The organism is Burkholderia sp. AU6039 (genome assembly GCF_002223365.1).
Classification (GTDB): Bacteria; Pseudomonadota; Gammaproteobacteria; order Burkholderiales; family Burkholderiaceae; genus Burkholderia.
In genome coordinates this window covers 97,970-124,334 of sequence record NZ_NKFK01000003.1, presented here as the reverse complement: position 1 = coordinate 124,334, position 26,365 = coordinate 97,970, and the positions used below count along the sequence as shown (strand labels likewise).

Genomic DNA, 26,365 nt, shown 5'->3' with positions numbered 1-26,365 from the left:
CATGACGATTGCCGCGAACCGCGCTCAGTGCTGCTGCGCGATGCCGATCTTCAGCATGACCTGATCGACGATCTGTTCGGGCGTCAGCTCGATGCTGACCTCGATCGCTTCGTCCGGGCCCGGCTCCTCGAGCGTGTCGAGCTGGCTCTTCAGCAGCGACGGATCGAAGAAATGGCCGGTGCGGCTCTTCAGGCGCTCGTGCAACACCTCGAACGAACCCTTCAGATACACGAACCGCACGTCGGTGTCGGTGCCGCGCAGCACGTCGCGGTACGACCGCTTCAGCGACGAGCACGTGAACACGGCCGTCTCACCGGCACGCTGCTTTTCCTCGATGGCCGCGCGGATCGTGCGCAGCCACGGCCAGCGGTCGTCGTCGGTCAGCGGAATGCCGTTGTGCATCTTCTCCTTGTTCGCCGCGCTGTGAAACGCGTCGCCATCGGTATAGCTGCACGACAGGCGTTCCGCCAGCATTTCGCCGATCAGCGACTTGCCGGCGCCCGACACGCCCATTGCGATCAGAATCATTGACTACCCCTTGTTACAGAACCATGCTCAGCAGCAGTGTAAAGCCGAGGCCGAGCACCGAGATGATCGTTTCGAGCAACGACCAGGTCTTGAACGTCTGACCGACCGTCATCCCGAAGTATTCCTTGATCAGCCAGAAGCCGCCGTCGTTCACGTGCGAGAAGATCAGCGAGCCCGAGCCGGTGGCGAGCACCAGCAGTTCCGGGCTGACCGCCGCGCCGGACGCCGCCGCGATCGGCGCGACGATGCCGCAGGCCGTCGTCATCGCGACCGTCGCCGAACCCGTCGCGAGACGCATCAGCGCGGCGACGAACCAGCCGAGCAGCAGCGGCGACAGATGCGCGTGCTTCGCCGTCTCGACGATCTGCTGCGAAATCCCGCTGTCGCGCAGGACGCCGCCGAAGCCGCCGCCCGCGCCGACGATCAGCGTGATGCCCGCGATCGGTGCCAGGCACTCGCCGCAGAACTTCTGGATCTGGTCGCGGTTGAAGCCCTGCAGCTTGCCGAATGTGAAAAAGCTCACGAGCACGGCGATCAGCAGCGCGACGTCCGAGTTGCCGGCAAAGCGCAGCAGGTTGTTCGGCAGCGACTTCGGCGTGAACACCAGGTCGGCCCAGCTGCCGACGAGCATCAGCACGACGGGCAGCAGGATCGTGAACAGCGTGATGCCGAAGCTCGGCAGCTCGCGCTTTTCACCGTTCGCGCGCGAGTCGACGAACTGCGCGGCGAGCGGGTTGTTCTCCGGCAGCTTCACGAACTTCGAGATCGTCAGCGCGAACAGCGGGCCCGCGATGATCGCGGTCGGCACGCCGACGATCAGGCCGAACGCGATCGTCTTGCCGATATCGGCGCCGTATTGCTGAACGGCCAGCAACGCGGCCGGGTGCGGCGGGATCAGGCCGTGCACGACGGACAGGCCGGCCACCATCGGCAGGCCGACGACGAGCAGCGACTTGCCGGTGCGCTTCGCGACGTTGAACGCGATCGGGATCAGCAGCACGAAGCCGACTTCGAAGAACACCGGCAAGCCGACGATGATCGCGACGAACATCATCGCCCAGTGGATGTTCTTTTCACCGAACCAGTCGATCAGCGTGGTCGCGATCCGTTCGGCGCCGCCCGATTCGGCCATCATCTTGCCGAGCATCGTGCCGAGGCCGACGACGATCGCGATGTGGCCGAGCGTACCGCCGGTGCCCGTCTCGAACGACTTGACGATCTTGTCCATCGGCATGCCGACGACCAGGCCGAGGCCGAGCGACACGATGATCAGCACCAGGAACGGGTAGATCTTGTAGCGCGCGATCATCAGGATCAGCGCGGCAATCGCGATCAGCGTGAATACGAGCAGCATGCTGCCTTGGACAGCCCCCATGTGGCACTCCTCCTAGAATTGTTCGAACCGGGCGAGTTGTTGCGAGTATGCCCGGCTATGCAGGTCTCCGAAACACGGGGGGTACCCACCCCGTCAGGACGCTGAATTTTACTTATCTTTACGGTCCACGGATAGAACCGGTTCCATCAGCAAAAACCCTCGGTAAAACAAGCACTAAGGCTCGCTTTCCGAGGGTCAAACCGTCATCTCGTACAAGTCTTATCGGGGAAGCTGGCTCGCGGCTTGCGCGAGGCGCGTGACTTCGGCCCAGTCCTGCGCGGCGAGCGCGGCTTTCGGCGTGAGCCACGAGCCGCCGACGCACACGACGTTCGGCAGTTTCAGGAAATTCGGCGCGGTTTCGACGGTGATGCCGCCGGTCGGGCAGAACTTCAGCGCCGGGAACGGGCCGTGGAACGCCTGCAGCATCGGCACGCCGCCCGCTTGCTGCGCGGGGAAGAACTTCACGATCTCGTAGCCGAATTCGAGCGCCTGGATGATGTCGCTCGGCGTCATCACGCCCGGCAGCAGCGGCAGGCCCGCGTCGAGCGACGCGAGGTGCAGCTCCTTCGTCAGGCCCGGCGACACGCCGAACTTCGCGCCCGCGCGCTTGGCCTGCTCGCAATGCTCCGGCTTCGTGATCGTGCCGACGCCGACGACGATGTCGTCCGCGAGCTGGCTGGCGCGCTGGATCGCTTCCAGGCCGGCCGGCGTGCGCAGCGTGATCTCGAGCACCTTCACGCCGCCTGCGTGCAATGCACGCGACACGTGTTCGCCCTGCTCGACCGAGTCGAATGCGAGCACCGGGATGACCGGGCCCAGCTTCACGATTTCAGCAATCGTCTTCATTGAATTGGCTCCTTGAAATTCATGCGGCGACGTGGGCGGCCGTTTCGCCGACCAGCGCGCCGAAAACCGATGCGCCCTGCTCGGCCGGCGCGGCGGCCGCGCGGAACACGCCGAACAGTTCACGCCCGAAACCGACCTCGTTCTCGGCCTGGTGCAGCGGCTGCGCGACCGGGCGCGCCTGCCACTCGGCGGCGTCGACCTCGATATCGAGCACGCCGGCTTCCGCGTCGATCACGAGCGTATCGCCCGTCTTCACCTTGCCGAGCGGGCCGGCCAGCAGCGCTTCCGGCGACACGTGGATCACGGCCGGCACCTTGCCCGACGCGCCCGACATGCGGCCGTCGGTGACCAGCGCGACGTGGAAGCCCTGATCCTGCAGCACGCCGAGCAGCGGCGTCAAACGGTGCAGCTCGGGCATCCCGTTCGCGCGCGCGCCCTGGAAGCGCACCACCGCGACGAAATCGCGCTTCAGCTCGCCGCGATCGAACGCTTCCTGCACGGCTTCCTGCGAATCGAACACGATCGCGGGCGCCGTCACCTTGCGGTGCTCGGGCGCGACCGCCGAAATCTTGATCACGCCGCGGCCGAGGCGGCCCTGCATCAGGCGCAGGCCACCGTCCGGCTGGAACGGGTCGCGGATGCCGCGCAGCACCTTCGTGTCGTGGCTCTCGGCCGCGCCGTCGACCCACGTCAGCTTGCCGTCGATCAGCTTCGGCTCCTTCGTGTAGTGCGACAGACCCTTGCCGGCGACCGTCGTCACGTCCTCGTGCAGCAGCCCGCCTTCGAGCAGGTTGCGTACCAGGAAGGCCACGCCGCCCGCCGCGTGGAAATGGTTCACGTCGGCCTTGCCGTTCGGGTAGATCTTCGCGAGCAGCGGCACGACGGCCGACAGTTCGTCGAAATCGTTCCAGTCGATCAGGATGCCGGCCGCGCGCGCGATCGCGACGAGGTGCAGCGTGTGGTTGGTCGAGCCGCCCGTCGCCAGCAGCGCGACGATCCCGTTGACGATCGCCTTCTCGTCGATCACGTGGCCGATCGGCGTGTAGTGGCCGCGCTCGACGGTCAGGTCGAGCACGCGGCGCGCAGCCTCGGCGGTGAGCGCGGTGCGCAGCGGCGTGTGCGGGTGGACGAATGCCGAGCCCGGCAGGTGCAGCCCCATCAGCTCCATCAGCATCTGGTTGCTGTTCGCGGTGCCGTAGAACGTGCAGGTGCCGTGGCCGTGATAGGCGGCGGATTCGGCTTCGAGCAGCGCGTCGCGGCCGACCTGGCCGGTCGCGAACTGCTGGCGGATCTTCGCCTTGTCGTCGTTCGACAGGCCGCTCGTCATCGGGCCGGCCGGCACGAAGATCGTCGGCAGGTGGCCGAACTGCAGCGCGCCGATCAGCAGGCCCGGCACGATCTTGTCGCAGATGCCGAGGCAGAGCGCCGCGTCAAACATGTTGTGCGTGAGCGCGATCGCCGTGCCCATCGCGATCGCCTCGCGCGAGAACAGCGACAGCTCCATCCCCGGGTTGCCCTGCGTGACGCCGTCACACATCGCCGGCACGCCGCCCGCGAACTGCGCGACGCCGCCGTTCTCGCGCGCGGCCGCCTTGATGATCTCGGGGAAATCCTTGTACGGCGCATGCGCGGACAGCATCTCGTTGTACGAGGACACGATGCCGATGTTCGGCTCGCGGATCGCCTTGATCGAGAACTTGTCGTTACCCTCGAGGCCGGCGAAGCCGTGCGCGAGGTTCGCGCACGATAGCGCGCCGCGTGCCGGGAACTTGCCCTGCGCGCCGTCGATGCGCTGCAGATAGGCGGAACGGGTCGATTGGCTGCGGGCGATCACGCGTTCGGTGACCTTCGCCAGAGTGGGGTGCAGCGGCGTCATGCTGGGCGCTCCTGTATGCCGGCCGACACCGGCGGTTGGAATCGTGGGGACGGTCGAATGCGTCGACAGAACGAAGCCAGTCTAGTAGAAAAACTACACGCATGCAATGCGGATTCGTCGACCCGCAACCCCCATTCCCGCTACCAGCAAGGCGATACTTAGTGAAAACCCTAATCCACCTCACTGAAAGCACCGCACCCGCGCTAGTATTTTCTTGTAGATTTTCTACAATTCGATTGCGATACACTCGCTCATCCGAACCCGATTTCTGCCTGCCGTCCCATGCTGCCCCGCATTGAAGCGATCCGCGCCGAGTTGCGCCCGTCCGAGCGCAAGCTCGCCGACTACATCCTCGCCGCGCCGCGCGAGGTGCTCGACCTCGCGATGACCGAGCTGTCGACGCGCGCGGGCGTCAGCCAGCCGACGATCGCCCGCTTCTGCCAGGCGCTCGGCTGCAGCGGCTTTCGCGAATTCAAGATCCGGCTCGCGCAGAGCGTCGCGCCGGGCGTGTCGTCGGTCTATCGCGACGTCGAGCCCGACGAACCGGCGCCCGGCATCATCGGCAAGGTGTTCGACCGCACGATCGGTGCACTGATCGAGGTGCGCAACAGCCTGTCCGCCGGCAGCGTCGCCGAGGCGATCGGGCTGTTGTCGAACGCGTCGCGGATCGAGTTCTACGGCGCCGGCGGCTCGGGCATCGCCGCGCAGGACATCCAGCACAAGTTCTTCCGGCTCGGCGTGCCGAGCGTCGCGTATTCGGATCCGCACACGTTCTCGATGTCGTCGGCGCTGCTCGGCCCGCACGACGTCGTCGTCGCGATCTCGAACACCGGCCGCACGCGCGACATCGTCGACGCCGCGCGCTCCGCGCTCGCGTGCGGCGCGAAGGTCGTCGCGATCACGCAGAGCCATTCGCCGCTCGCGAAGCTCGCGACGGTGAGTCTCGCGTCGAACGTCGCGGAGGAAACGGACGTGTTCTCGCCGATGACGTCGCGGATGTCGCATCTCGCGATCGGCGACATCCTCGCGGTCGGCGTCGCGCTGTCACGCGGCCCCGCGCTGATGGAACGGGTCGGCCGCGCGAAGGAGGCGATCACGCGCCGCCGGATCGACGACGGCACGAAGGATTGAGCAGACGCTGCGCCGACCGCGTGCAGAAACCGTAAACGACAAACGGCGCCCCGCAGGGCGCCGTTTGCCTATCAGGCCGCGCCGGCAACTGCGCCGGCGATGCCGCTCAGAACGGCTTGATCACGACCAGCGCGACCGCCGCGAGCATGCCGAGCACCGGCAGCTCGTTGAACACGCGATACCACTTGTCGGTGCGGCGGTTCTCGCCGCGCTCGAACACTCGCAGCAGATACCCGCAATACACGTGATAGACGATCAGCAGCAGCACGACCGTCACCTTCGCGTGAATCCAGCCCTGCCCCTGCCCGATGCCGATCGACAGCCAGAGCCACAGCCCGCAGGCCAGCGCCGGCACCGCGATCATCGTCATGAAGCGGAACAGCTTGCGCGCCATCAGCAGCAGGCGACGCACGGCGGCCGGATCGGTTTCCATGGCCAGGTTCACGTAGATGCGCGGCAGGTAGAACAACCCTGCAAACCACGCGGCGATCAGAACGATATGGAACGTCTTGACCCAGAGCATCGCCATCGATTGTGCGCCTCGCTGTTTATTGGCGGCCTTCGCCGTGTCCGAGCACGACGTACTTCAGCGACGTCAAGCCTTCCAGGCCGACGGGGCCGCGTGCGTGCAGCTTGTCGTTCGAGATGCCGATTTCCGCGCCGAGGCCGAATTCGAAGCCGTCCGCGAAGCGCGTCGATGCGTTGACCATCACGCTCGCCGAGTCGACTTCGCGCAGGAACCGCATCGCGCGGTCGTGATCCTCGGTGACGATCGCGTCCGTGTGGTGCGAGCCGTAATGATTGATGTGCTCGATCGCGGCGTCGAGACCGTCGACGACCTTGATCGCGAGCACCGGCGCGAGATACTCGGTGTGCCAGTCCTCCTCGGTGGCATCGACGAGCGGGCCGACGCCCGCATCGGCGAGCACCGCGCGCGCGGCCGCGTCGACGCGCAGTTCGACCTGCTTGTCGCGATACAGCTTGCCGAGCGGCGGCAGCAGCGTCGCCGCGACGCCGCTCGCGACGAGCAGCGTCTCCATCGTGTTGCAGGTGCCGTAGCGGTGCGTCTTCGCGTTGTCGCAGACGGTCAGCGCCTTGGCGAGATCGGCGCGATCGTCGACGTACACGTGGCAGATGCCGTCGAGGTGCTTGATCATTGGCACGCGCGCCTCGTTGATCAGGCGCTCGATCAGGCTCTTGCCGCCGCGCGGCACGATCACGTCGACGTACTCGGTCATCGTGATCAGCTTGCCGACCGCCGCGCGATCGGCCGTCGCGACGACCTGCACCGCGTCCTGCGGCAGGCCGGCTGCCTCGAGCCCTTCGCCGATCAGCTTCGCGAGCGCCGCGTTCGATTCGAGCGCCTCGGAGCCGCCGCGCAGGATCGTCGCGTTGCCCGACTTCAGGCACAGCGCCGCCGCGTCGATCGTCACGTTCGGGCGCGATTCGTAGATGATGCCGATCACGCCGAGCGGCACGCGCATCTGGCCGACCTGGATGCCGCTCGGGCGGTACTTGAGGTTGCTGATCTCGCCGATCGGATCTGCCAGCGACGCCACCTGGCGCAAGCCTTCGACCATCGTCTTCAGCGCCTTGTCCGACAGCGTCAGGCGATCGACGAACGCCGCATCGAGACCCTTTTCACGGGCACGGGCGACATCGCGCGCATTCGCGTCCTTCAGCACCTGTGCGTCGCGTTCGATCGCGCGCGCCACGGCGTCGAGCGCCGCGTTCTTCGCGGCCGTGCTGGCGCGCGCCATCGCGCGGGAAGCGTGCCGGGCGCGACGGCCCAGGTCGGTCATGTACTGATCGATATCCATCGTGTGACTCGAGAAGCGCGCCGCGCGGGGCGGCATGAATTCGTGGGGAAGCGTGAGCGGCGGCGGCCGGAAGGCCGCGCCAGCCATCGAAACATTGTAAGCGGGTTGCGCAGCGCGCGCTGAAGGCCCGAACGGGACTTAGCGTCGCACGCGCCCCGCGGTCGGCGGTCGCTCGCCGCGGGCACCGGCCACCGTCATCGCGAGCTGGAACAGCCCGTCCCACGGATCGGGCGGCGGTTCGTCCTGCGTACGGCGGCCCGGCGTGACGGCCGTGAGCCCCTTGACCTGACGGTCGAGCTTCGCGGCAAACGCGAGCGCCTTCTCGAGCACGGCTTCGGACACGCGATTCAGCGCGGGACCGATCAGCCGCTCGCGCGGCCCCCACACGCGGTTCTCGCGCAGCAGCGTCGCGAGCGGCTTGCCGGCCGTCGTGCCGCGCTTGATCCGCAGCAGCGTGCGCAATTCCTCGACGACGGCCCACATCACGAGCACGATCGCCTCGCCCTCGCCCTTCAGCCCGTCGATCATCCGCGCGAGCCGCGCGGCGTCGCCGGCGAGCATGGCTTCGTTCAGCTTGAAGACGTCGTAGCGCGCGACGTTCAGCACCGCGTCGTGCACCTGCTCGAACGACAGCGCACCCTGCGGATACAGCAGCCCGAGCTTCTGGATTTCCTGGTGTGCGGCGAGCAGGTTGCCTTCGACGCGCTCGGCGATGAACTGCAGCGCGCGCCGCCCGTCCTCGCCGGGCGCGGCGCGCTGGCCCTGCAGCGCGAGGCGCTGGCCGATCCAGTTCGGCAGCTGCGCGCGGTCGACCGGATCGATCTTCAGCGCGACGCCGCCGTTCTGCAGCGCGGTGAACCACGCGGATTTCTGCGTGGCCGCGTCGAGACGCGGCAGCGTGACGAGCATCAGCGCGTCGGGGTTCGGCGTGGCCGCGAGCGTCTTCAGCGCATCGGCGCCTTCCTTGCCGGGCTTGCCCGACGGAATGCGCAGCTCGATCAGCTGGCGCTCGCCGAACAGCGACATCGCCTGGGTCGCGCCGAGCAGCACGCTCCAGTCGAAGCCGCGCTCGACCGTATGCACCGAGCGCTCGGTGAAGCCGGCCGCGCGCGCGGCCGCACGAATGCGGTCGCACGCCTCCTGCGCGAGCAGCGGCTCGTCGCCGTAGACGGTATAGAGCCCGGCCAACCCCTTCGCGAGGTGCGGCTCCAGCGCATCAAGTCGCAGTTGCATCGATACGTGCGCCGTCGATCAGAGCGGCGGCGGCGGCAGCGGCGCGCGCGGTGCGACGCCCGGCACCACGTCTTCCGGCGCCGGCGTCAGCGAATGGACGATCGCGAGACGCCGCATCAGCTGGTCGACCGCATCGCTCTGCATGTCGGCGTACAGGAGGTCCGCTTCCTGCGCCTTCGCGTTCGTGTACTGATCGCTGTACGTCATCGCGCGGTTCAGCGCGATCGCGCTCGGCGGGATCAGCACGGTGCCGTCCTTGCTCGTCAACTGATAACGCAACGTATAGAAGAGCGCGTATTCCTGCGCCGAACCGTACTTGTTGAGCGTCAGCGTGTTCTGGCCACGCGATTCCCACATGGTCAGCACGGCGTCGGCATCATCCGCCGACTTGACGATCTTCGTGTCGCTGCCGGCCTCGACGAGGCGCACGAGGCGCGCCTCGACCGGCGCCGGCGCGCCGGCGATCAGCAGGTGCTTGAACGCGTAGTCCTGCTGGCCGCGCAACTGGAAGCCGCATGCCGACAGCGCAACCGCGCTGCCGACAGCGAGCATCAAAAACGATCTGCGGATCACCTTCGCTCCTTCTGGGTACGTCCGATGGCCAGCGGCCGTCAGACGACGATGTTCACGAGGCGGCCCGGCACGACGACGATCTTCTTCGCCGGCTTGCCGTCGCTGAACTTCGCGAACGCGTCGTCGGCCACTGCCGCGGCTTCGATCGCCTCGCGGCTCGCGTCCTTCGCCACCTTCAGCGCGCCGCGCACCTTGCCGTTCACCTGCAGCACGAGTTCGATCTCGGCCTGCTCGAGCGCGGCCTCGTCGACCTTCGGCCACGGTGCGTCGAGCAGCGGGCCGAATTCGTCCGCGTAGCCGAGCGCCTTCCACAGCTCGAACGTGACGTGCGGCACGACCGGGTACAGCACGCGCAGCAGCACGCCGTACGTTTCACGCAGCACGCCGGGCGTCGCGCCCTTCGCGCCGTCGATCGCGTTCAGCATCTTCATCGCGGCCGACACGACCGTGTTGTACTGCAGGCGCTGGTAGTCGAAATCGGCCTGCTTCAGCACGCTGTAGATCTCGCGGCGCAGCGCCTTGTCGGCGTCGCCGAGCGCGGCCGCATCGAAGCCCGCGCGCGCAGCGAGCGCTTCGCGGTTCGTCGCGCCGAAGCTCCACACGCGGCGCAGGAAGCGGCTCGCGCCTTCGACGCCCGCACCCGACCACTCGAGCTGCTGCTCGGGCGGCGCGGCGAACATCGTGAACAGGCGCGCGGTATCCGCGCCGTACTGGTCGATCAACAGCTGCGGATCGACACCGTTGTTCTTCGACTTCGACATCTTCTCGATGCCGCCGAGCACGACCGGCTGGCCGTCCGCGTTCAGCGTCGCGCCGACCGGGCGGCCCTTGTCGTCGTGCGTGACCGTCACGTCGAGCGGGTTGTACCAGGTCTTCTTGCCCGATGCGTCCTCGCGGTAGTACGTCTCGTTCAGCACCATGCCCTGCGTGAGCAGGTTCTTCGCCGGCTCGCCGAACTTCACGAGGCCGAGGTCGCGCATCACCTTGGTCCAGAAGCGCGAATACAGCAGGTGCAGGATCGCGTGCTCGATGCCGCCGATGTACTGGTCCATCGGCATCCAGTAGTCGGTGCGCGCGTCGACCATCGTGTCGGCGTCCGGCGCCGTGTAGCGCGAGAAGTACCACGACGAATCGACGAAGGTGTCCATCGTGTCGGTTTCGCGCTTGGCCGCCGCGCCGCACTTCGGGCACGTGCAGTTCAGGAACGCTTCCGACTTCGCGAGCGGGTTGCCCGAGCCGTCCGGCACGAGGTCTTCCGGCAGCACGACGGGCAGATCCTGCTCGGGCACCGGCACGTCGCCGCACGACGGGCAGTGGATGATCGGGATCGGCGTGCCCCAGTAGCGCTGGCGCGACACGCCCCAGTCGCGCAGGCGCCACGTGACCTGCTTGTCGCCGAAGCCGCCGGCGTTCAGGTCGGCCGCGACCGCGTCCACGGCTTCCGCGTAATGCAGGCCGTCATACTTGCCGCTGTTCACGCAGACCGCGATTTCCTTGTCGCCGTACCACTCCTGCCAGGCGTCGAGCGAGTACTGCTGGCCTTCGGCCGAGATCACCTGCTTGATCGGCAGGCCGTATTTCTTCGCGAACGCGAAATCGCGCTCGTCGTGGCCCGGCACGCCCATCACCGCGCCTTCGCCATAGCTCATCAGCACGTAGTTGCCGATCCACACCTCGACCGGCTCGCCGGTCAGCGGGTGCGTGACCGAGAAGCCCGTCGCGACGCCCTTCTTTTCCATCGTCGCGACGTCGGCCTCGGCGACGCCGCCGCGCTTGCATTCGTCGATGAACGCGAGCAGCTCGGGCTTGTCCTGCGCGAGGCGCGTGGCGAGCGGATGCTCGGCCGCGATCGCGCAGAACGTGACGCCCATGATCGTGTCGGCACGCGTCGTGAACACGCGCAGCAGCTTCTTCTCGCCGTCGAGTTCGTACGGGAAGCCGAAGTTCACGCCGAAGCTCTTGCCGATCCAGTTCTGCTGCATGATCTTCACGCGCTCGGGCCAGCCGAGGCCGTCGAGGTCGTTCAGCAGCTCATCCGCGTACTGCGTGATGCGCAGGTAGTACATCGGGATCTCGCGCTTCTCGACGAGCGCGCCCGACCGCCAGCCGCGACCGTCGATCACCTGCTCGTTCGCGAGCACGGTCTGGTCGACCGGGTCCCAGTTCACGGTGCCCGTCTTCTTGTACGCGATGCCCTTCTCGAGCATCTTCAGGAACAGCCACTGGTTCCACTTGTAGTAGTCGGGCTTGCACGTCGCGATTTCGCGCGACCAGTCGATCGCGAGGCCCATCGACTGCATCTGGCCCTTCATGTAGTCGATGTTGTCGTAGGTCCACTTCGCGGGCGGCACGCCGTTCGCCATCGCGGCGTTCTCGGCCGGCATCCCGAACGCGTCCCAGCCCATCGGCATCAGCGTGTTGTAGCCGTTCATCCGCAGATAGCGGTACATCACGTCGTTGATCGTGTAGTTGCGCACGTGACCCATGTGCAGCTTGCCGGACGGGTACGGCAGCATCGACACGCAGTAGAACTTCGGCTTCTGCGAATCTTCCTTCGTCTTGTAGGCATCGGCTGCGCGCCAGTCGCCCTGGGCGGCGGCTTCGACGTCGGCGGGTACGTATCTCTCGTGCATGGTGTGGTTCGGACTAGGCTTTAAGCGACGCGACGGCGCGCGCGCAGGAGTGGATCGAAAATCGTGCTTGCCCGGCGGACCTGCAGGTTCGCTGTTGCCGGACCTGTTCGCGGTTGCCGGGCATTTTCCGGGTAACCCGCAGCATGCCCGGGTAGCCTGGAAAATTCCGGGTTACCTGAAAAAAGCCTGCCAACCGGGAAAAACGTTGATTATACCGTCCGCGCCGGCCCATTCGACCGGTCTTGCGGCGCGCGGCCCGATCCCGTGGCCGGGACAGGCCCGCCGGCTCCGCTCAGCGGTTGGCCGGCACGGCGGGCGCCGCCGCGGAACCGCCCGCCTGCGGCGGCACGTCGGTCACGAAACCGATCCGCGTGAGGCCGGCGGCCTGCGCGGCGCCCATCACCTGCGCGATCACGTCGTAGCGGGTCGCACGCGACGCGCGCAGCCGCAGCTCGGGCGGTGCGCCGCCCGCGGCGGCGGCCCGGAAGCGCGCGGGCAGCGCATCGAGCGCGACCGGTGAATCGTCCCAGTACAGCTTGCCCGCGTCGTCGATCGACAAGGTGACGGATTGCGGCGTGTCGCGCGCGACGCTGGCCGCGACTTTCGGCAAGTCGAGCCGGATCGCGTGCGTCATCAGCGGCGCGGTGATGATGAAGATGACGAGCAGCACCAGCATCACGTCGATCAGCGGGGTCATGTTGATCTCCGCCATCGGCGCGGACGTCTTGTGGTGCTCGAGTCCGCCGAATGCCATGGTCGCTCCTCCGGAATGGACGCGTCAGGCTTCCTGCGCGCAAACGAACACGTGCAGGTCGCGCGCGAAGCCGTCGAGTTCCTCGGCGAGCTGGCGCACGAGCCGCCCGAGGATGTTGTAGGCCAGCACCGCGGGAATCGCGACGACAAGCCCGAACGCGGTCATGATCAGCGCCTCGCCGACCGGCCCCGCGACGTTCTCGATCTGCGCCTGCCCGCTCGCGGCGATGCTGCCGAGCGCGTGGTAGATGCCCCACACGGTGCCGAGCAGCCCGACGAACGGTGCGGTGCTGCCGATCGACGCGAGCAGCACCTGGCCGAATTCGAGGCGCCGCTGCGAGCGCAGCATCGCGTGCCGCAACGCGCGCAGCACGCGTTCGCCGCGCTCGACGCGCGCGGCCAGGGCAGCCGGGTCGTGGTCGTCGGCCGCATCGCGCGCGGCTTCGGCGAGCGGCACGAACACGCGCTCGCGATCGGCGCCGGCGAGCGCGGCGATGCCCGCGTCGAGCGACGGCGCGCGCCAGAACGCGGCGAGCGCGCGCGGCCCCTGCCGCTTCGCGCGGACCAGGAGCCAGGCTTTCATGAGGAGGAAGCACCAGCTGGCGACGGACATCGCCAGCAGCACATAGGCGACGGCATGCGTGATCGCATCGCCGCTTTCGAGGTAGTGGACAACGCCGGTGGGTATCGCCATCGGAGTTTCCCCGTGGTGTCAGCGCAGGCCGAGCACGTCCTGCATGTCGAACAGGCCGGCGCCGCGCGCCGACAGGAAGTGGACCGCGCGCAGCGCGCCCTGCGCGTACGACACGCGGCTCGACGACTTGTGCGTGATCTCGATGCGCTCGCCGATCCCGGCGAACAGCACGGTGTGATCGCCGACGATGTCGCCGCCGCGCACCGCGGCAAAGCCGATCGACGACGGATCGCGCTCGCCCGTCACGCCGTGGCGGCCGTACACCGCACAATCGTCGAGCGAGCGCCCGAGCGCGCCGGCGACGGCTTCGCCCATCATCAGCGCGGTGCCCGACGGCGCGTCGACCTTGTGGCGGTGATGCGCCTCGATGATCTCGATGTCGTAGCCATGCGAGAAATGCTTCGCCGCGAATTCGAGCAGCTTCAGCGTGACGTTCACGCCGACGCTCATGTTCGCCGCGAACACGATGCCGATCTTGCCCGCCGCCGCTTGCAACTCGGCCTTCTGCTCGGCGGTGAAGCCGGTCGTGCCGATCACGAGCTTCACGTCGTGGCGCAGCGCGGCCTCGATATGGGCCATCGTGCCTTCCGGACGCGTGAAATCGATCAGGGTGTCGGCCTGCGCGAACACGGCGTCGAGGTCGGCGGTGAGCTTGACCCCGGTTTCCTTGCCGAGGAACGCGCCGGCGTCCTGGCCGAGGAACGGCGAATCGGCGCGGTCGAGCGCACCGACGAGCTGCGCGTCGGCATCGTTGAGAACGGCTTCGATCAGCATCCGGCCCATTCGGCCCGATGCCCCGGCAATCGCAATCTTCATGGCTTTCTACACGACAGGTATAAAAGCGGGCGGCGCATGCCGCCCTGTTTCCGCACGCCGGCTGCTTACTGCGCCGGCGCGGTGAGCGGCTGGTTCTGCAGGTTGTCCGAGCCTTGCGGGCCGACCGGCGGTGCAGCCTCGTTCGACGCGTTCGGCTGCGGCGGCCGATGGAACTGGAACTGCGGCTGGATCGCCGGCGCGGCGCCCGGCGGCTGGCCGCCCGGCACCGGCGCGCCGGCCGAGGCTTTCGCGGCCGGCGTGAACCGGCGCGAACCCGAACCCTGCCCCGACACCTGGTTGGTCGCGCGGTTCGCCGCGCGGGCGGCCTGCGCGTTCGCATCCTGGTCGACCACCGCAGCGGACGCCGGCACGGTGGACGGGCTGGCGACAGCGTCCGGCGCCGGCGCGCTCGCGGCCGCTTGCGCGGCGCTCGCGGCGGCGGCAGCCTCGGCGGCCTTCTTCGCCGCTGCGGCCGCCTTCGCCTTCTTGCCGCCGCGGTCGCCGTCGATATCGGCCAGCAGGTCGAGTTCCGAAGGCAGGTTGTCCGCCCCCGTCCAGCTCGCCAGGCGATCGCCCGAGAACGTCACGACGAGATCGCGCTGCTGGACGACTGCCGTCGAGCCGCGCTTGAAGTAAAAGAGGTAGTCCCAACGGTCGGCGTGGAACATGTCGGCCAGCAACGGGGTGCCGAGCAACGCGCGCACCTGCTCGCGCGACATGCCGACCTGCAGCTGCGCGGCCTTCTCCTGCGACACGAAGTTGCCTTGCACGACGGTGATCCGGTAGGGGGTGATGCTCTGCGCGATGCGCTGCGTCACGCTGTCGTACGACGAACAACCAGCCAGCGCGGCAACGGCGGCGGCAGCGATGATGACACTCCGCATGCGGCTCCTCTGAAAGTGCGAAAGAGATTCTGGAATCATTTCCCTCACCGTGCAGGCCCGTGTGCAGGCCGCGCGTGTTTCTGGAACGGCGAAAAGCCGGTAACATTGAAGCCCTGCATTGTACTCTAGGGATGCCTAGCCATGACCAATCCGACGGATCTCAAGAATATCGGGCTAAAGGCCACCCTACCGCGCCTCAAGATTCTCGAGATCTTCCAGCAAAGCCCGGTGCGCCACCTGACGGCAGAAGACGTCTACCGGAACCTGCTCAACGAGCAGCTCGACATCGGGCTGGCCACCGTCTACCGCGTGCTGACGCAGTTCGAGCAGGCCGGCCTGCTCACGCGCAGCAACTTCGAATCCGGCAAGGCCGTGTTCGAACTGAACGAAGGCTCGCACCACGATCACCTCGTGTGCCTCGATTGCGGCCGTGTCGAGGAATTCTTCGACGCCGAGATCGAAGGCCGCCAGCAGGCGATCGCGAAGGAGCGCGGCTTCCGGCTCCAGGAGCACTCGCTCGCGATGTACGGTTCGTGCACGACCGAGAACTGCCCGCACCGCAAGCACTGATTCGCGCGCCTCGCGCACGCAGCACGGCCCGGCCGGCATCTTGCCGCCCGGGCCGTGTTCTTTTCGGGATAACGGCAACGCACCGCCGCGTGAGTCGTGTGCCTCAGGCATTCGGCAACCCTTCGACACGCCCGCCCGGGCGGCCGTCAGGCAGCCAAAGCCGGGCGTTGCCCTTGCGTCAGGCCGTGCAGGCCGGCTCGAACTCGAGCGCCCACGCACGCTCGAGCGGGATTTCGTCGCAGTTCGGCTGCGGCCCGCCGCGATCGACGATCACGAAATCGCTGACCGCGTCGAGCGCGAGCAGCGGATGGTGCCAGACGCCCTTCGCATAATTCACGCCCTGCCAGCCTTCCGCGAGGAACGCGCGCATCGCGTCGGGCCGGAACTCGCCGGCCGGCGCGACGACGATCGCGTAGCGCGACACGGCCGCGAGCGGGATGAATGCCTGGCTGCCGTGAGGATGGCGCTCCATCAGCGTGACCGCGACCGGCAGCGCGCGCGGCTGCGCGCGGAACACGCTCACGAGCGGGCGGCCGCCGTCCGCGCATACGTCGATCGTCGCGAGATCGTGGAAGCGCTCGGTCGTGCCGCCGTTGATCGGAAAATGCCGCGCGCCTTCGAGCGCGATCACGTCGCCGAACGGCGCGAACGCTTCGCGCGTCAGGCGCTCGACGCGCAGGATCCGGGATTCGCTCATGCCGTTGCCCTCCTTCAAGCCGGCTCGCCCCACAGACGCAGGCGCGACACGCCGCCGTCCGGGAAGATGTTGAAACGCACGTGCGTGACGGGGCCGAGCGCGGCAAGCTGGTCGAACGTGTGAACGTGGTCCATCTGCAGCTTCTGCTCGCCGAGCAGTTCGGCCCAGAACATCGCCTGCGTGACGAGCGAATCGTCGGTGCCGCCCGCGACCCGAGCGGCCTGCAGCGAGCAACGGTCGGGGAAATTGCCCTTGAAGAACGCGGTATCGACCTCGACGCGCCGGATGATGCCCGGCCGCGCGAGCGCGACGATCGCCCAGTCGTTGCCGGGCTCGCGGCGCCGCCGCGTTTCCCAGCCGTCGCCCATGTTCACGCCGCGCCCCGGCATCAGCATCTGCGACGCCGGGCCGAAGTGCTGGTTGTTCGCCGCCACCAGGTAGCCGCCGTTCTCGATCGCCGCGAGATCGACGAGCTCGCCGGCCGGCACCTGGCGCCAGTCACGCTGCGGCTGGCCGTACACGCGCAGCCGTGCGAGGCCGCCGTCCGGGTACAGGTTCACGCGCAGGTGCGTATAGGGCCGCGCATCGTCGACACTCACGTAGTGATGCGAATTGCCCTGCAGCGTCGTCGCCGGGACGATCGGGCGCCATTCGGCGTCATCAGGCGGCGTGGCGCCTTCGGCGACGCACGCGTCGATCGACGCGGCCGGCGGAAAGTTACCGGTGAAGTGGCTCGTATCGAGGTCGACGCCGTGGATCACGCCCGGCCGCGCGAGCCGCACCACGCAGAAGTCGTGGCCGGTCGTGCGCTTGCGGCGCGTTTCCCAGCCGTCCATCCACTTGCCGTGGTCGTCGTACTTGCCGGGGATGAACACGGCCGGCTCGGGATTCAGCATGCGCTCCTTCGGCGCGAAGAATTCGTCGCTGGCAAAGAGCGCCTGCGCCCCGAGACGCGGGTCGGCGAGATTCATGTAACGCCGCGTGAAGGCCGGCGCATTCGGATCGAGGATGGGGGCTGCCATGTCGTCTCCTGATGTTGGATCGCGTGCCGGCGCATCGAGGCGCCGGCCGCATGAATTCGGGTGCGCGGGACGACCAGGGGAAGCCGCCCCGCGCGGGGGTGCGCTCAGAGCGCGTGAGCCTGGTCACCGGCGACCGGCGCCGCGCGGCCTTCCTCTTCGGCCGGCACGTAGCGCAGCTCGCGATTCAGCACGCGGGTCGCGCGGGCACGATCGATGTCGTTCTCCCACACCGCGACGACCACCGTCGCGACGCAGTTGCCGATCAGGTTGGTCAGCGCGCGGGCGATGCCGACGAACCAGTCGACCGGCAGGATCAGCACGAGGCCGAGTACCGGAATCGCGGGGATCGCCGACAGCGTCGCCGCGAGGATCACGATCGCCGAGCCCGGGATCCCGTGCGCGCCCTTCGACGTGACGAGCGACACGAGCAGCACGACGATCAGGTCATGCGTCGACAGCGGCGTGTTGGTGGCCTGTGCGATGAACAGCACCGCGAGCGTCAGGTAGATCGAGAAGCCGTCGAGGTTGAACGAATAGCCGGTCGGGATCACGAGGCCGACCGTCGAATCCTTCACGCCCATGTATTCGAGCTTGCGCATCACCTGCGGCAGCACCGCGTCCGACGACGCCGTGCCGAGCACGATCGACAGTTCCTCGCGCAGGTAGCGGATCAGCTTGAACACCGAGAAGCCCGCGAGCCGCATCACCGCGCCGAGCACGACCGTGACGAACACGAAGCAGCTCAAGTAGAACACCGCGACCAGGTAGCCGAGCTGCTTGAGCGACGCGACGCCGTACTTGCCGGTCGTGAACGCGATCGCACCGAGCACGCCGAGCGGCGCGAGCTTGATGATGAAGCCGATGATCCGGAAGAACACGTGCGACAGTTCCTCGATCAGCGAGTTGACGCGCTGCGCCTTGTCGCCGAGCAGCGACAGCGCGGAGCCGAACAGCACCGCGAACACGAGGATCTGCAGGATGTCGCCCTTCGCGAACGCGTCGATCGCGGTCTCGGGGATGATCTTCATCAGGTAGCCGGCCGTGTCCTTCAGGCTTTCGGCGTTCTTCGCGTACGACGCGAGCGACGACGCGTCGAGCGAGCGCAGGTCGATGTTCATCCCGACGCCCGGACGCGTGAGCCACGCGAGCACGAGCCCGATGCCGAGCGCGAGCGTCGTCATGATCTCGAAGTAGATGACGGCCTTCAGGCCGACCCGGCCGACCTTCTTCAGGTCGCCCGCGTTGGCCATCCCGCTGACCACGACGCAGAACACGATCGGCCCGATCACCATCTTGATGAGCTTCAGGAAGCCGTCGCCGAGCGGTCGCAGCGACTCGGCGAAATGCGGGAAGAACGCGCCGAGCGCGATCCCTAGAATCAATGCGACGACTACTCGGCCAAACAGCGAATTGAGGAATTTCGACACGGCGCTCTCCCGATCCAACGGTTGCAGTTTCGTCTGTTCATACTGGTAAGACCAGTGATGTTATGGTGGATAGTAGGAAGCCGATATAGTCGCGTCAAGGACGGACAAAATAGGGATTTCCCGCCCCTGCCTGCCCTGGTTTCGATGCACCGTGAGGGGCGGATCGTGGCTTTCCCGTAGGCCGGCCATGCACCGCCTGCGTGCGGATTACAATGCCGGTCAGACCGGCCCAAGTTCACATCATGAAAAACGTTCCGCATACCGTGACCGACGCCGCCATCGCGACGATCCGTGACCGGATCGAGGCAGGCGTTTATCCGGTCGGCAGCCTGCTGCCGGCCCAGCGCCAGCTCTCCGAGGAGCTGGAGATCAGCCGCGCGTCGCTACGCGAGGCGCTGTCGACGCTCGAGGCGCTCGGGATGCTGCGCATCCGCGCCGGCAAGGGCGTGTACGTCGAAAGCGCGCAGGCCACGGCCGCGCATGCATGGCGCTTCGCCGAGCAGTCGTCGCCGCCCGACACGTACCAGATGCGCTATGCGCTCGAAGGGTTCGCCGCGCGGATGGCCGCGCACGTCGTCAGTGACGACGACATCGCGTGGTTCGAGGACAACCTCGCCGACCTGCACGTCGCGCTCACCGAAAACGCGCTCGACGACGCGTCGCAACTCGACTTCGATTTCCACATGCGGATCATCCATCTCGCCGGCAACGCGGCGATCGAATCGGTGCTGCGCAGCAGCGCGGACATCATGAAGGAAAGCCAGCGCATGCCGTTCTACCGGCGCGAGCTGCTGCTGTCGACGTGGCAGGAGCACCGCGCGATTGTCGACGCGCTGATCGCGCGCGATGCGGGCGCCGCCGGCATCGCGATCGAAACGCACATCGCGAACGCCGCGCAGCGCGCGGGCATCTTCTTCCCGACACCCCGCACGTGACGGCCCGGGCGGCCGCCCGTCGCGCGCGCCGCCCGGTCTTGCCGGTCAACCTCCCGACGGATCCCGATACGCGAGCGCACGCTCGATGAACGCACGCGCCGCGACGCTGCGGTACGCGCCCTTGCGCGTGAGCAGCGCGGCCGTGCGCGCGGGCAGCGGCGGATCGATCTCCAGCGCGCACAGGTCGGCGCTCTCGCGCGCGACCGCGTCGGGCAGCACCGTCGCGAGCCGGCCGCACCGCACGAGCTCCAGCACCGCGCTGACCGTATTCGTCTCGATCGCGATCTTCGGCTGCGCGCCGTGTTCGATGAAATACCGGTCGATGCGCTCGCGCGTCGCGAACGCGCGGCTCAGCAGCACCAGCGGCTCGCCGCCGAGCTCGGCCGGCGTCAGCGCGCGACGGCGCCGTGCAAGACGATGCGTGCGGCCCGTCACGAGCGCGAGCGGCTCGTCCCACAGCGGCAGCGCGTCGATGTCCGGCGCACGCGGCGGCATGAACGCGAAGCCCGCGTCGAGCCGGTCGTCGGCGAGCAGCGCCTCGATGCGCGCCTGCGGCATCGCATCGATCGTCAGCGCGACGTTCGGATAGTCGGCATGGAACGCGTCGATCAGCGAGCCGCTCAGGTAGGCCGCGAAGGTCGGCATCATCGCGAGCCGCAGCGACCCGCTGCCGAGATCGGCGACGTCGTGCAGCGCGCGCTGACCCGCCTCGAGCTCGTGCAGCGCGGCGCGCGCATGGCGCGCATAGATTTCGCCGAACTCGGTGAGCTGCACCGTGCGGCCGGAGCGGTCGAACAACGGCACGCCGAGCGTGTCCTCGAGCTGGCGCACCTGCTGCGACAGCGTCGGCTGCGACACGTGCAGCGCGTCGGCCGCGCGCGTGAAACTGCGCTGCTCGGCGACGGCCAGGAAATAGCGGATGTGGCGGAGAAGCATGGCGGCCGATGTATTGGTTTTACCAATGAAGTGCATAACGATCCAGTCTTGGACGCTATGGCTCGATTCCCGCATCATACGCACATCCGTTCCCGTGCATGACCGCTGCCAGCGCACCGGAACGGCTCGCCCGGGCCCGCCCTGCCTCCGCCGCCGCACGACGATCCGCCGCCCGCCCGATCCGGGCCCGGCCGCGATCCGCCCGGCGCGCATCGGCTCACCGCCGAGCCGTCGACGCCGGCCCCGATTTCCGTCACCCCGCGCATCCGACGGCTCCGTGCCGCCGGCCGGCGCCGCTGTTTTTCGCGACCATGGAACCGCATCACGACACCCATCCTCCCCTGACCCGCGCCATGACGCTGCTGTTCGCCTGCGCGTGCGGCATCGTCATCGGCAACATCTATTACGCGCAGCCGCTGCTCGCCGCGATCGCGCGCAGCTTCGGGCGCGCGCCGACCGAGCTCGGCTATCTCGTCACGCTGACGCAGCTCGGTTACGCGGCGAGCCTGCTGCTGATCGTTCCGCTCGGCGACGCGGTCAACCGTCATACGCTGATCGTGCGGCTGCTGATGCTCAACGTCGTCGCGCTGGTCGCGGTCACGTTCAGCACGAACTTCACGATGTTCGTCGTCGCGAACGTCGCGGTCGGCTTCGTCACCTGTTCGACGCAGTTGCTCGTGCCGTTCGCCGCATCGCTTGCCGATGCGCGCTCGCGCGGCCGCGCGGTCGGCACCGTGATGAGCGGGCTGCTGCTCGGCATCCTGCTCGCGCGCGTCGCGGCCGGTGCGATCGCCGACGGGTTCGGCTGGCGTGCGGTGTACGGCATCGCGGCGGTGATGGTGGCCGCGCTGACCGTCGTGCTCGCCGTGAAGCTGCCGAAGGATCGCCGCGATGCGCGCGTCGACTATGCGGCGCTGATGAAGTCGCTCGTCGCGCTGGTGCGCGCACAACCGCTGATCGCGCTGCGCTCGACCTACGGCGCGCTCGTGTTCGCGTGCTTCAGCCTGCTGTGGACAGGCCTCACGTTCCTGCTCAGCCAGCCGCCGTACAGCTATTCCGAAGGGCAGATCGGCCTGTTCGGCATCGTCGGCGCGGTGGGCGCGCTCGCGGCGACGTCAGCCGGCCGGCTCGTCGATCGCGGCCACGGCAACGCGGCAACGGGGCTGTTCGCGGCGGCCGTGCTCGCGTCGTTCGCGCTGATCGCTGCCGGCGCGCACTCGCTCGCGGCGCTGATCGCAGGCATCCTGCTGCTCGACGTCGGCGTGCAGGGCATGCACATCTCGAACCAGAGCGTGATCTATGCGCTGGCCGGCAACGCGCGCAGCCGCGTGACGACGATCTACCTGACGAGCTACTTCATCGGCGGCGCATTCGGGTCGTTCGCGGCGAGCGTCGCGTACGGCATCGACGGCTGGCGCGGCGTGTGCATCGCGGGCGCGGCGCTTGCCGGCGTGCTGATCGCGCTGTGGCTCGCATCGCAGCGCGTCGGCGTGCGGCAGGTCACGCAGTAATGCAGTAGCGCGTTTTCGCAGCACGACGAAAAAAGGCACGCCGCGCAAATCGCGGGCGTGCCTTCTTTTGACGACGTCGATAGCGTCCGTCGCGCACTAGCGCGTGATCGTCACGCCGCCTCGTCCGTGAAGTCGATCAGCACCTTCATCGCGCGCTGCCGGTCGCCGGCCAGTTCGAACGCGAGGTTCGCATCGCGCATCGGGAACACGCGCGTGACGGCCGGACGCAGGTCGACGCGCCCCGCGTTGATCAACTGCACCGCGAGCGCGAATTCCGCATGAAAACGGAACGACCCGCAGATCGACAACTCCTTCGCGACCACGACGTTCTGCGGCAGGCTGACATCGCCGCCGAGCCCGAGCTGCACGACGACCCCACGTGGACGCATCACGTCCAGCCCGTCGCGCAGCGCGCGTGCATTGCCCGAACACTCAATCATCACGTCGAACGTGCCCTTGTCGGCGCCGTAGCGCTCGACCCAGCCGGCATCGACCACCGCATTGATCGTGCGGTCGGCACCAAGCGCGCTCGCCACTTCGAGCGGCGCCTCGACGACGTCGGTCGCGACGATCTCCGCCGCGCCGTGCACGCGCGCCGCCGCCACCGCCAGCACGCCGATCGGCCCGCAGCCCGACACCAGCACGCGCTTGCCGATCAGCGGGCCCGCGCGCGACACCGCATGCAGCCCGACCGCGAACGGTTCGGCGAGCGCCGCGAGCGACAGCGGCACGTGATCGGCAACCTTCACGCACTGCACCGCGTCGCACACGAGCGCATTGCGGAACGCGCCCTGCACGTGCGGCATCCGCATCGCGCTGCCGTAGAAGCGCATGTCGAGACACTGGTTCGGCAGCCCTTCGAGGCAATAGCGGCACGCGCCGCACGGCCGGCTCGGATTGACCGCGACGCGATCGCCGACCTTCACCGACGTCACGTCCGGCGCGACTTCCGCGACCGTGCCGGCCACCTCGTGACCAAGCACCATCGGCTGCTGCAGCCGAATCGCGCCGAAGCCGCCGTGCCGGAAGTAATGGAGATCGGAGCCGCAGATGCCGCCCATCGCGACATCGACGCGCACCTGGCCCGGGCCGATCTCGCCCGCGTCCTGCTCTTCGACCCGCAGGTCGTTCGGCCCGTGGATCACGACACACATGCAACGCATACGCATGACAGCCTCCTTGTCAGACGGCACTGGTCAAGCCGCCGTCGACGAACAGCGTCTGGCCGTTCACGAAATCGGATGCGGCCGACGCGAGGAAGATCGCCGCGCCGCACAGCTCGTCGACGCGCCCCCAGCGGCCGGCCGGCGTGCGCTTGCACAGCCAGTCCGAGAACGCCGCGTCGTCGACCAGCGCGCGGTTGAGTTCGGTTTCGAAATAGCCGGGCGCGAGGCCGTTCGCCTGGATGCCGTGGCGCGCCCAGTCGGCGCACATCCCTTTCGTCAGCATCCGCACCGCGCCCTTGGTCGCCGCGTACGGCGCGATCGTCGGCCGTGCGAGCTCGCTCTGCACCGAGCAGATGTTGATGATCTTGCCGCGGCCGCGCGCGATCATGTGCCGCGCGACGGCCTGCGCGACGTTGAACACGCCGTCGAGGTTCACGCGTATCAGCGCATGCCAGTCGTCGGGTTCGAACGCGTCGAGGGGTGCGCGGCGCTGGATGCCCGCGTTGTTCACGAGGATGTCGATCGCGCCGACGCGCGCCTCGAAATCGTCGATCGCCGCGCGCACCTGCGCGTGCTCGGCGACGTCGAATACCGCGTAGTCGGCCGTGAAGCCTTCCTCGCGCAGATGCCGCACGAGCGCTGCGGCCTTCTCCTCATTGCGATCGTTGATGACGATCCCCGCCCCCGCTTCGGCCAGCCCGCGGGCGAGCGTCAGCCCGATCCCGCGTCCGGAACCGGTAATCAGTGCGCGGCGGCCGTTGAGGCGGAACCGTTCAAGCGCGTGGGTCATGCGTGTCTCCTCGTGCCAGTCGAGCCGGCGGCCCATCGCGGCCGGTCTCGGTTGACGATATCTTCGGCTGCCGGCCGGGCGCCGCGCCAATGGTCTTTTTTGATCCGGTTATCATGAAACTTGATCACCGCCCTCGCCTGCCCACCGCCCATGGAACTCAAGCAATTGCGCGCCTTCGTCACGCTCGCGGAAGAACTGCATTTCGGGCGCGCCGCGCAGCGCCTGTTCATCGTGCAGCCCGCGCTGAGCATGCAGATCAAGGCGCTCGAGGAAGCACTCGGCGCGCGCCTGTTCGAGCGCGACCGGCACAAGGTCGAACTGAGCGATACGGGGCGCGTGTTCCTGCCCGAGGCGCGCGCCACGCTGCAGCAGGCCGCGCGCGCGGAACAGATGGCGCGGCTGTCGAGCCGCGGCGAGATCGGCACGCTGCGGATTGCGTTCGTGTCGTCGGTGCTGCCCGTGCTGCTGCCGGCCGTGCTGCGCACGATGCGCGAGCGCTATCCGCTGATCACGCTCGAACTGAAGGACCTGCCGACGCCCGACCAGATCGCCGCGCTGCGCGACCGGCGGATCGATTTCGGGATGATCCGGCTGCCGGCCGCGTATGCGGGCATCGACACTCGGGTGGTGCTCGAGGAAGGTTTCGTCGTCGCGCTGCCGCTCGACCATCCGCTCGCCGCGCACGATGCGATCGCGCCGGCCGCGCTGCGCGGCCAGCCCGCGTTCGTGCTCGCGCGCCGCTACGCGCCGGGCTTTCACGACGACATGCTGCTCGCGCTGAGCCGCGCGGGCACGACGCTCGAGATCGCGCAGGAGTTCGGCGAATTCACGACGATGCTCGCGCTCGTCGCGGCGGGAATGGGCATCGGGCTGATTCCGGCGGAGGCCGCCAGCGCGCTGCCGCCGAACGTACTCGCGCGGCCGCTCGACCTGGCCGGGCACCGCACCGGCATCGGCCTCGCGTGGACCGACCTCGACAGCCCGCTGAAGCGCGCGTTCGTCGCCGCGCTCGAGCAGGTGACGGCAGCATCGAGCCATAACGACGGGCAATGAAAAAGCCCGGCCGGAAAACCGGGCCGGGCTCGTTCGCTACGCAGGCCGCCTCGCAGCGGCCGCGCAACGTGCGGGATTACTTCGCGTTCGCGAACGCGACAGCCGTATCCAGCATGCGGTTCGAGAAACCCCACTCGTTGTCGTACCAGCTCGACACCTTCACGAGGCGGCCCGACACCTTGGTCAGCGTCGCGTCGAACGTCGACGAAGCCGGGTTGTGGTTGAAGTCGATCGACACCAGCGGTGCGTCGTTGTAGCCGAGGATGCCCTTCAGCGCGCCTTCCGACGCTTCCTTCATGATCGCGTTGACTTCCTCGACCGTCGTGTCGCGCTTCGCGATGAACGACAGGTCGACGATCGACACGTTGATCGTCGGGACGCGGATCGCGTAACCGTCGAGCTTGCCGTTCAGTTCTGGCAGCACGAGGCCGACGGCCGAAGCAGCGCCCGTCTTCGTCGGGATCTGGCTGTGCGTGGCCGAACGCGCGCGGCGCAGGTCTTCGTGGTAGACGTCCGTCAGCACCTGGTCGTTCGTGTACGCGTGGATCGTCGTCATCAGGCCGGTTTCGAGGCCGATCTTGTCGTTCAGCGGCTTGACGAGCGGCGCGAGGCAGTTCGTCGTGCACGATGCGTTCGAGATGACGGTGTGCTCGGCCTTCAGCACGTCATGGTTCACGCCGTAGACGATCGTTGCGTCGACATCCTTGCCGCCCGGTGCCGAGATGATCACCTTCTTCGCGCCGCCCTTCAGGTGCGCGCTGGCCTTTTCCTTCGTCGTGAAGAAGCCCGTGCATTCCATCACGACGTCGACGCCCAGCTCGCCCCACGGCAGTTCGGCCGGGTTGCGGTTCGCCAGCACGCGGATCTTGTCGCCGTTCACGACGAGGTAGTCGCCGTCGACCGACACTTCACCCGGGAACTTGCCGTGCGCGGTGTCGTACTGGGTCAGGTGCGCGTTGGTCTTCGCATCGCCCAGATCGTTGATCGCGACGATCTCGATGTCGTGCTTCTTGCCGTTCTCGTAGAACGCGCGCAGCGTGTTGCGGCCGATGCGGCCGTAGCCGTTGATTGCGACGCGAATCGTCATGGTCTATCT

The 26,365-nt window shown here is 67.9% G+C and carries 25 protein-coding genes; 5 read left to right on the top strand and 20 right to left on the bottom strand.

Going from position 1 to position 26,365, the window contains the following annotated elements:
* Nucleotides 1-24: 24 nt before the first annotated feature.
* From CFB39_RS03180 to edd, 4 genes are all read right to left on the bottom strand, one after another.
* Nucleotides 25-528 (bottom strand): gluconokinase, encoded by a 504-nt coding sequence (locus CFB39_RS03180; protein WP_047851621.1) that lies wholly within the window; start codon nucleotides 526-528, stop codon nucleotides 25-27.
* Nucleotides 529-541: 13 nt separating this feature from the next.
* Nucleotides 542-1,903, bottom strand: a complete 1,362-nt coding sequence (locus CFB39_RS03175) for a GntP family permease (protein WP_089472146.1) — start codon at nucleotides 1,901-1,903, stop codon at nucleotides 542-544.
* Nucleotides 1,904-2,122: 219 nt separating this feature from the next.
* A complete protein-coding gene (gene eda, locus CFB39_RS03165; protein WP_011350938.1) occupies nucleotides 2,123-2,749 on the bottom strand; it encodes a bifunctional 4-hydroxy-2-oxoglutarate aldolase/2-dehydro-3-deoxy-phosphogluconate aldolase in 627 nt (208 codons plus the stop codon).
* A gap of 19 nt (nucleotides 2,750-2,768) precedes the next feature.
* Nucleotides 2,769-4,625, bottom strand: coding sequence for a phosphogluconate dehydratase (gene edd / locus CFB39_RS03160; RefSeq protein ID WP_089472145.1), 1,857 nt, complete (start codon nucleotides 4,623-4,625; stop codon nucleotides 2,769-2,771).
* A gap of 282 nt (nucleotides 4,626-4,907) precedes the next feature.
* Between edd and CFB39_RS03150 the strand changes: the two genes are divergently transcribed.
* The gene (locus CFB39_RS03150; protein WP_089424485.1) at nucleotides 4,908-5,756 is read left to right on the top strand and encodes a MurR/RpiR family transcriptional regulator; all 849 of its coding nucleotides are present in this window, start codon (nucleotides 4,908-4,910) and stop codon (nucleotides 5,754-5,756) included.
* 106 nt (nucleotides 5,757-5,862) lie between these two features.
* On the opposite strand, the gene CFB39_RS03145 is transcribed toward CFB39_RS03150, so the two are convergent.
* The 9 genes from CFB39_RS03145 to bamE all read right to left on the bottom strand — a co-directional run bounded on the left by CFB39_RS03145 (nucleotide 5,863) and on the right by bamE (nucleotide 15,162).
* Entirely contained in the window at nucleotides 5,863-6,285 is a 423-nt protein-coding gene (locus CFB39_RS03145; RefSeq protein WP_089472144.1) for a CopD family protein, read from the bottom strand.
* Nucleotides 6,286-6,304: 19 nt separating this feature from the next.
* Complete coding sequence (locus CFB39_RS03140) at nucleotides 6,305-7,576, bottom strand: glutamate-5-semialdehyde dehydrogenase (RefSeq protein ID WP_089472143.1); 1,272 nt, start codon at nucleotides 7,574-7,576, stop codon at nucleotides 6,305-6,307.
* A gap of 138 nt (nucleotides 7,577-7,714) precedes the next feature.
* On the bottom strand, nucleotides 7,715-8,809 hold the full coding sequence (holA, locus tag CFB39_RS03135; RefSeq protein WP_089472142.1) for a DNA polymerase III subunit delta: 1,095 nt from the start codon (nucleotides 8,807-8,809) through the stop codon (nucleotides 7,715-7,717).
* An 18-nt stretch (nucleotides 8,810-8,827) separates the two neighbouring features.
* Nucleotides 8,828-9,382: an LPS assembly lipoprotein LptE gene (gene lptE, locus CFB39_RS03130; protein ID WP_069247123.1), complete on the bottom strand. Its 555-nt coding sequence runs from the start codon at nucleotides 9,380-9,382 to the stop codon at nucleotides 8,828-8,830.
* 38 nt (nucleotides 9,383-9,420) lie between these two features.
* Nucleotides 9,421-12,015, bottom strand: a complete 2,595-nt coding sequence (gene leuS, locus CFB39_RS03125; RefSeq protein WP_089472141.1) for a leucine--tRNA ligase — start codon at nucleotides 12,013-12,015, stop codon at nucleotides 9,421-9,423.
* Nucleotides 12,016-12,307: 292 nt separating this feature from the next.
* Nucleotides 12,308-12,769: a biopolymer transporter ExbD gene (locus CFB39_RS03120; protein ID WP_069247121.1), complete on the bottom strand. Its 462-nt coding sequence runs from the start codon at nucleotides 12,767-12,769 to the stop codon at nucleotides 12,308-12,310.
* A gap of 24 nt (nucleotides 12,770-12,793) precedes the next feature.
* A complete protein-coding gene (locus CFB39_RS03115) occupies nucleotides 12,794-13,462 on the bottom strand; it encodes a MotA/TolQ/ExbB proton channel family protein (RefSeq protein ID WP_089424480.1) in 669 nt (222 codons plus the stop codon).
* A gap of 18 nt (nucleotides 13,463-13,480) precedes the next feature.
* Nucleotides 13,481-14,278, bottom strand: a complete 798-nt coding sequence (gene dapB / locus CFB39_RS03110) for a 4-hydroxy-tetrahydrodipicolinate reductase (RefSeq protein WP_089424479.1) — start codon at nucleotides 14,276-14,278, stop codon at nucleotides 13,481-13,483.
* 65 nt (nucleotides 14,279-14,343) lie between these two features.
* The gene (gene bamE / locus CFB39_RS03105; RefSeq protein ID WP_089424478.1) at nucleotides 14,344-15,162 is read right to left on the bottom strand and encodes an outer membrane protein assembly factor BamE; all 819 of its coding nucleotides are present in this window, start codon (nucleotides 15,160-15,162) and stop codon (nucleotides 14,344-14,346) included.
* A 141-nt stretch (nucleotides 15,163-15,303) separates the two neighbouring features.
* On the opposite strand from bamE, the gene fur reads away from it, so the two are divergent.
* On the top strand, nucleotides 15,304-15,732 hold the full coding sequence (gene fur, locus CFB39_RS03100) for a ferric iron uptake transcriptional regulator (protein WP_011350926.1): 429 nt from the start codon (nucleotides 15,304-15,306) through the stop codon (nucleotides 15,730-15,732).
* Nucleotides 15,733-15,910: 178 nt separating this feature from the next.
* On the opposite strand, the gene CFB39_RS03095 is transcribed toward fur, so the two are convergent.
* The 3 genes from CFB39_RS03095 to CFB39_RS03085 all read right to left on the bottom strand — a co-directional run bounded on the left by CFB39_RS03095 (nucleotide 15,911) and on the right by CFB39_RS03085 (nucleotide 18,878).
* Nucleotides 15,911-16,429 (bottom strand): ureidoglycolate lyase, encoded by a 519-nt coding sequence (locus CFB39_RS03095; protein WP_046544922.1) that lies wholly within the window; start codon nucleotides 16,427-16,429, stop codon nucleotides 15,911-15,913.
* Between the two features lie 14 nt (nucleotides 16,430-16,443).
* On the bottom strand, nucleotides 16,444-17,451 hold the full coding sequence (gene alc, locus CFB39_RS03090) for an allantoicase (RefSeq protein WP_089472140.1): 1,008 nt from the start codon (nucleotides 17,449-17,451) through the stop codon (nucleotides 16,444-16,446).
* A gap of 104 nt (nucleotides 17,452-17,555) precedes the next feature.
* Nucleotides 17,556-18,878, bottom strand: coding sequence for a C4-dicarboxylate transporter DctA (locus tag CFB39_RS03085; RefSeq protein WP_046546282.1), 1,323 nt, complete (start codon nucleotides 18,876-18,878; stop codon nucleotides 17,556-17,558).
* A 212-nt stretch (nucleotides 18,879-19,090) separates the two neighbouring features.
* On the opposite strand from CFB39_RS03085, the gene CFB39_RS03080 reads away from it, so the two are divergent.
* Nucleotides 19,091-19,813, top strand: a complete 723-nt coding sequence (locus tag CFB39_RS03080) for a FadR/GntR family transcriptional regulator (RefSeq protein WP_089472139.1) — start codon at nucleotides 19,091-19,093, stop codon at nucleotides 19,811-19,813.
* A 45-nt stretch (nucleotides 19,814-19,858) separates the two neighbouring features.
* Here the strand turns inward: CFB39_RS03080 and cynR are convergent, their stop codons facing one another.
* Complete coding sequence (gene cynR / locus CFB39_RS03075) at nucleotides 19,859-20,749, bottom strand: transcriptional regulator CynR (RefSeq protein WP_089472138.1); 891 nt, start codon at nucleotides 20,747-20,749, stop codon at nucleotides 19,859-19,861.
* A 311-nt stretch (nucleotides 20,750-21,060) separates the two neighbouring features.
* Here cynR and CFB39_RS03070 point away from each other — a divergent pair, with 311 nt between their 5' ends.
* Nucleotides 21,061-22,260 carry an MFS transporter gene (locus CFB39_RS03070; RefSeq protein WP_089472137.1) on the top strand — a complete coding sequence of 400 codons (1,200 nt, stop codon included), beginning with the start codon at nucleotides 21,061-21,063 and terminating at the stop codon, nucleotides 22,258-22,260.
* A 110-nt stretch (nucleotides 22,261-22,370) separates the two neighbouring features.
* Here CFB39_RS03070 and CFB39_RS03065 read toward each other — a convergent pair whose 3' ends face one another.
* Together CFB39_RS03065 and CFB39_RS03060 are read right to left on the bottom strand one after the other, a co-directional pair.
* On the bottom strand, nucleotides 22,371-23,429 hold the full coding sequence (locus CFB39_RS03065) for an L-idonate 5-dehydrogenase (RefSeq protein ID WP_089472136.1): 1,059 nt from the start codon (nucleotides 23,427-23,429) through the stop codon (nucleotides 22,371-22,373).
* Between the two features lie 13 nt (nucleotides 23,430-23,442).
* Nucleotides 23,443-24,216 (bottom strand): SDR family NAD(P)-dependent oxidoreductase, encoded by a 774-nt coding sequence (locus CFB39_RS03060; protein ID WP_089473206.1) that lies wholly within the window; start codon nucleotides 24,214-24,216, stop codon nucleotides 23,443-23,445.
* A 150-nt stretch (nucleotides 24,217-24,366) separates the two neighbouring features.
* Between CFB39_RS03060 and CFB39_RS03055 the strand changes: the two genes are divergently transcribed.
* A complete protein-coding gene (locus CFB39_RS03055; RefSeq protein WP_089472135.1) occupies nucleotides 24,367-25,269 on the top strand; it encodes a LysR substrate-binding domain-containing protein in 903 nt (300 codons plus the stop codon).
* A gap of 76 nt (nucleotides 25,270-25,345) precedes the next feature.
* Here CFB39_RS03055 and gap read toward each other — a convergent pair whose 3' ends face one another.
* Complete coding sequence (gene gap / locus CFB39_RS03050; protein WP_059500962.1) at nucleotides 25,346-26,356, bottom strand: type I glyceraldehyde-3-phosphate dehydrogenase; 1,011 nt, start codon at nucleotides 26,354-26,356, stop codon at nucleotides 25,346-25,348.
* Nucleotides 26,357-26,365: the final 9 nt, after the last annotated feature.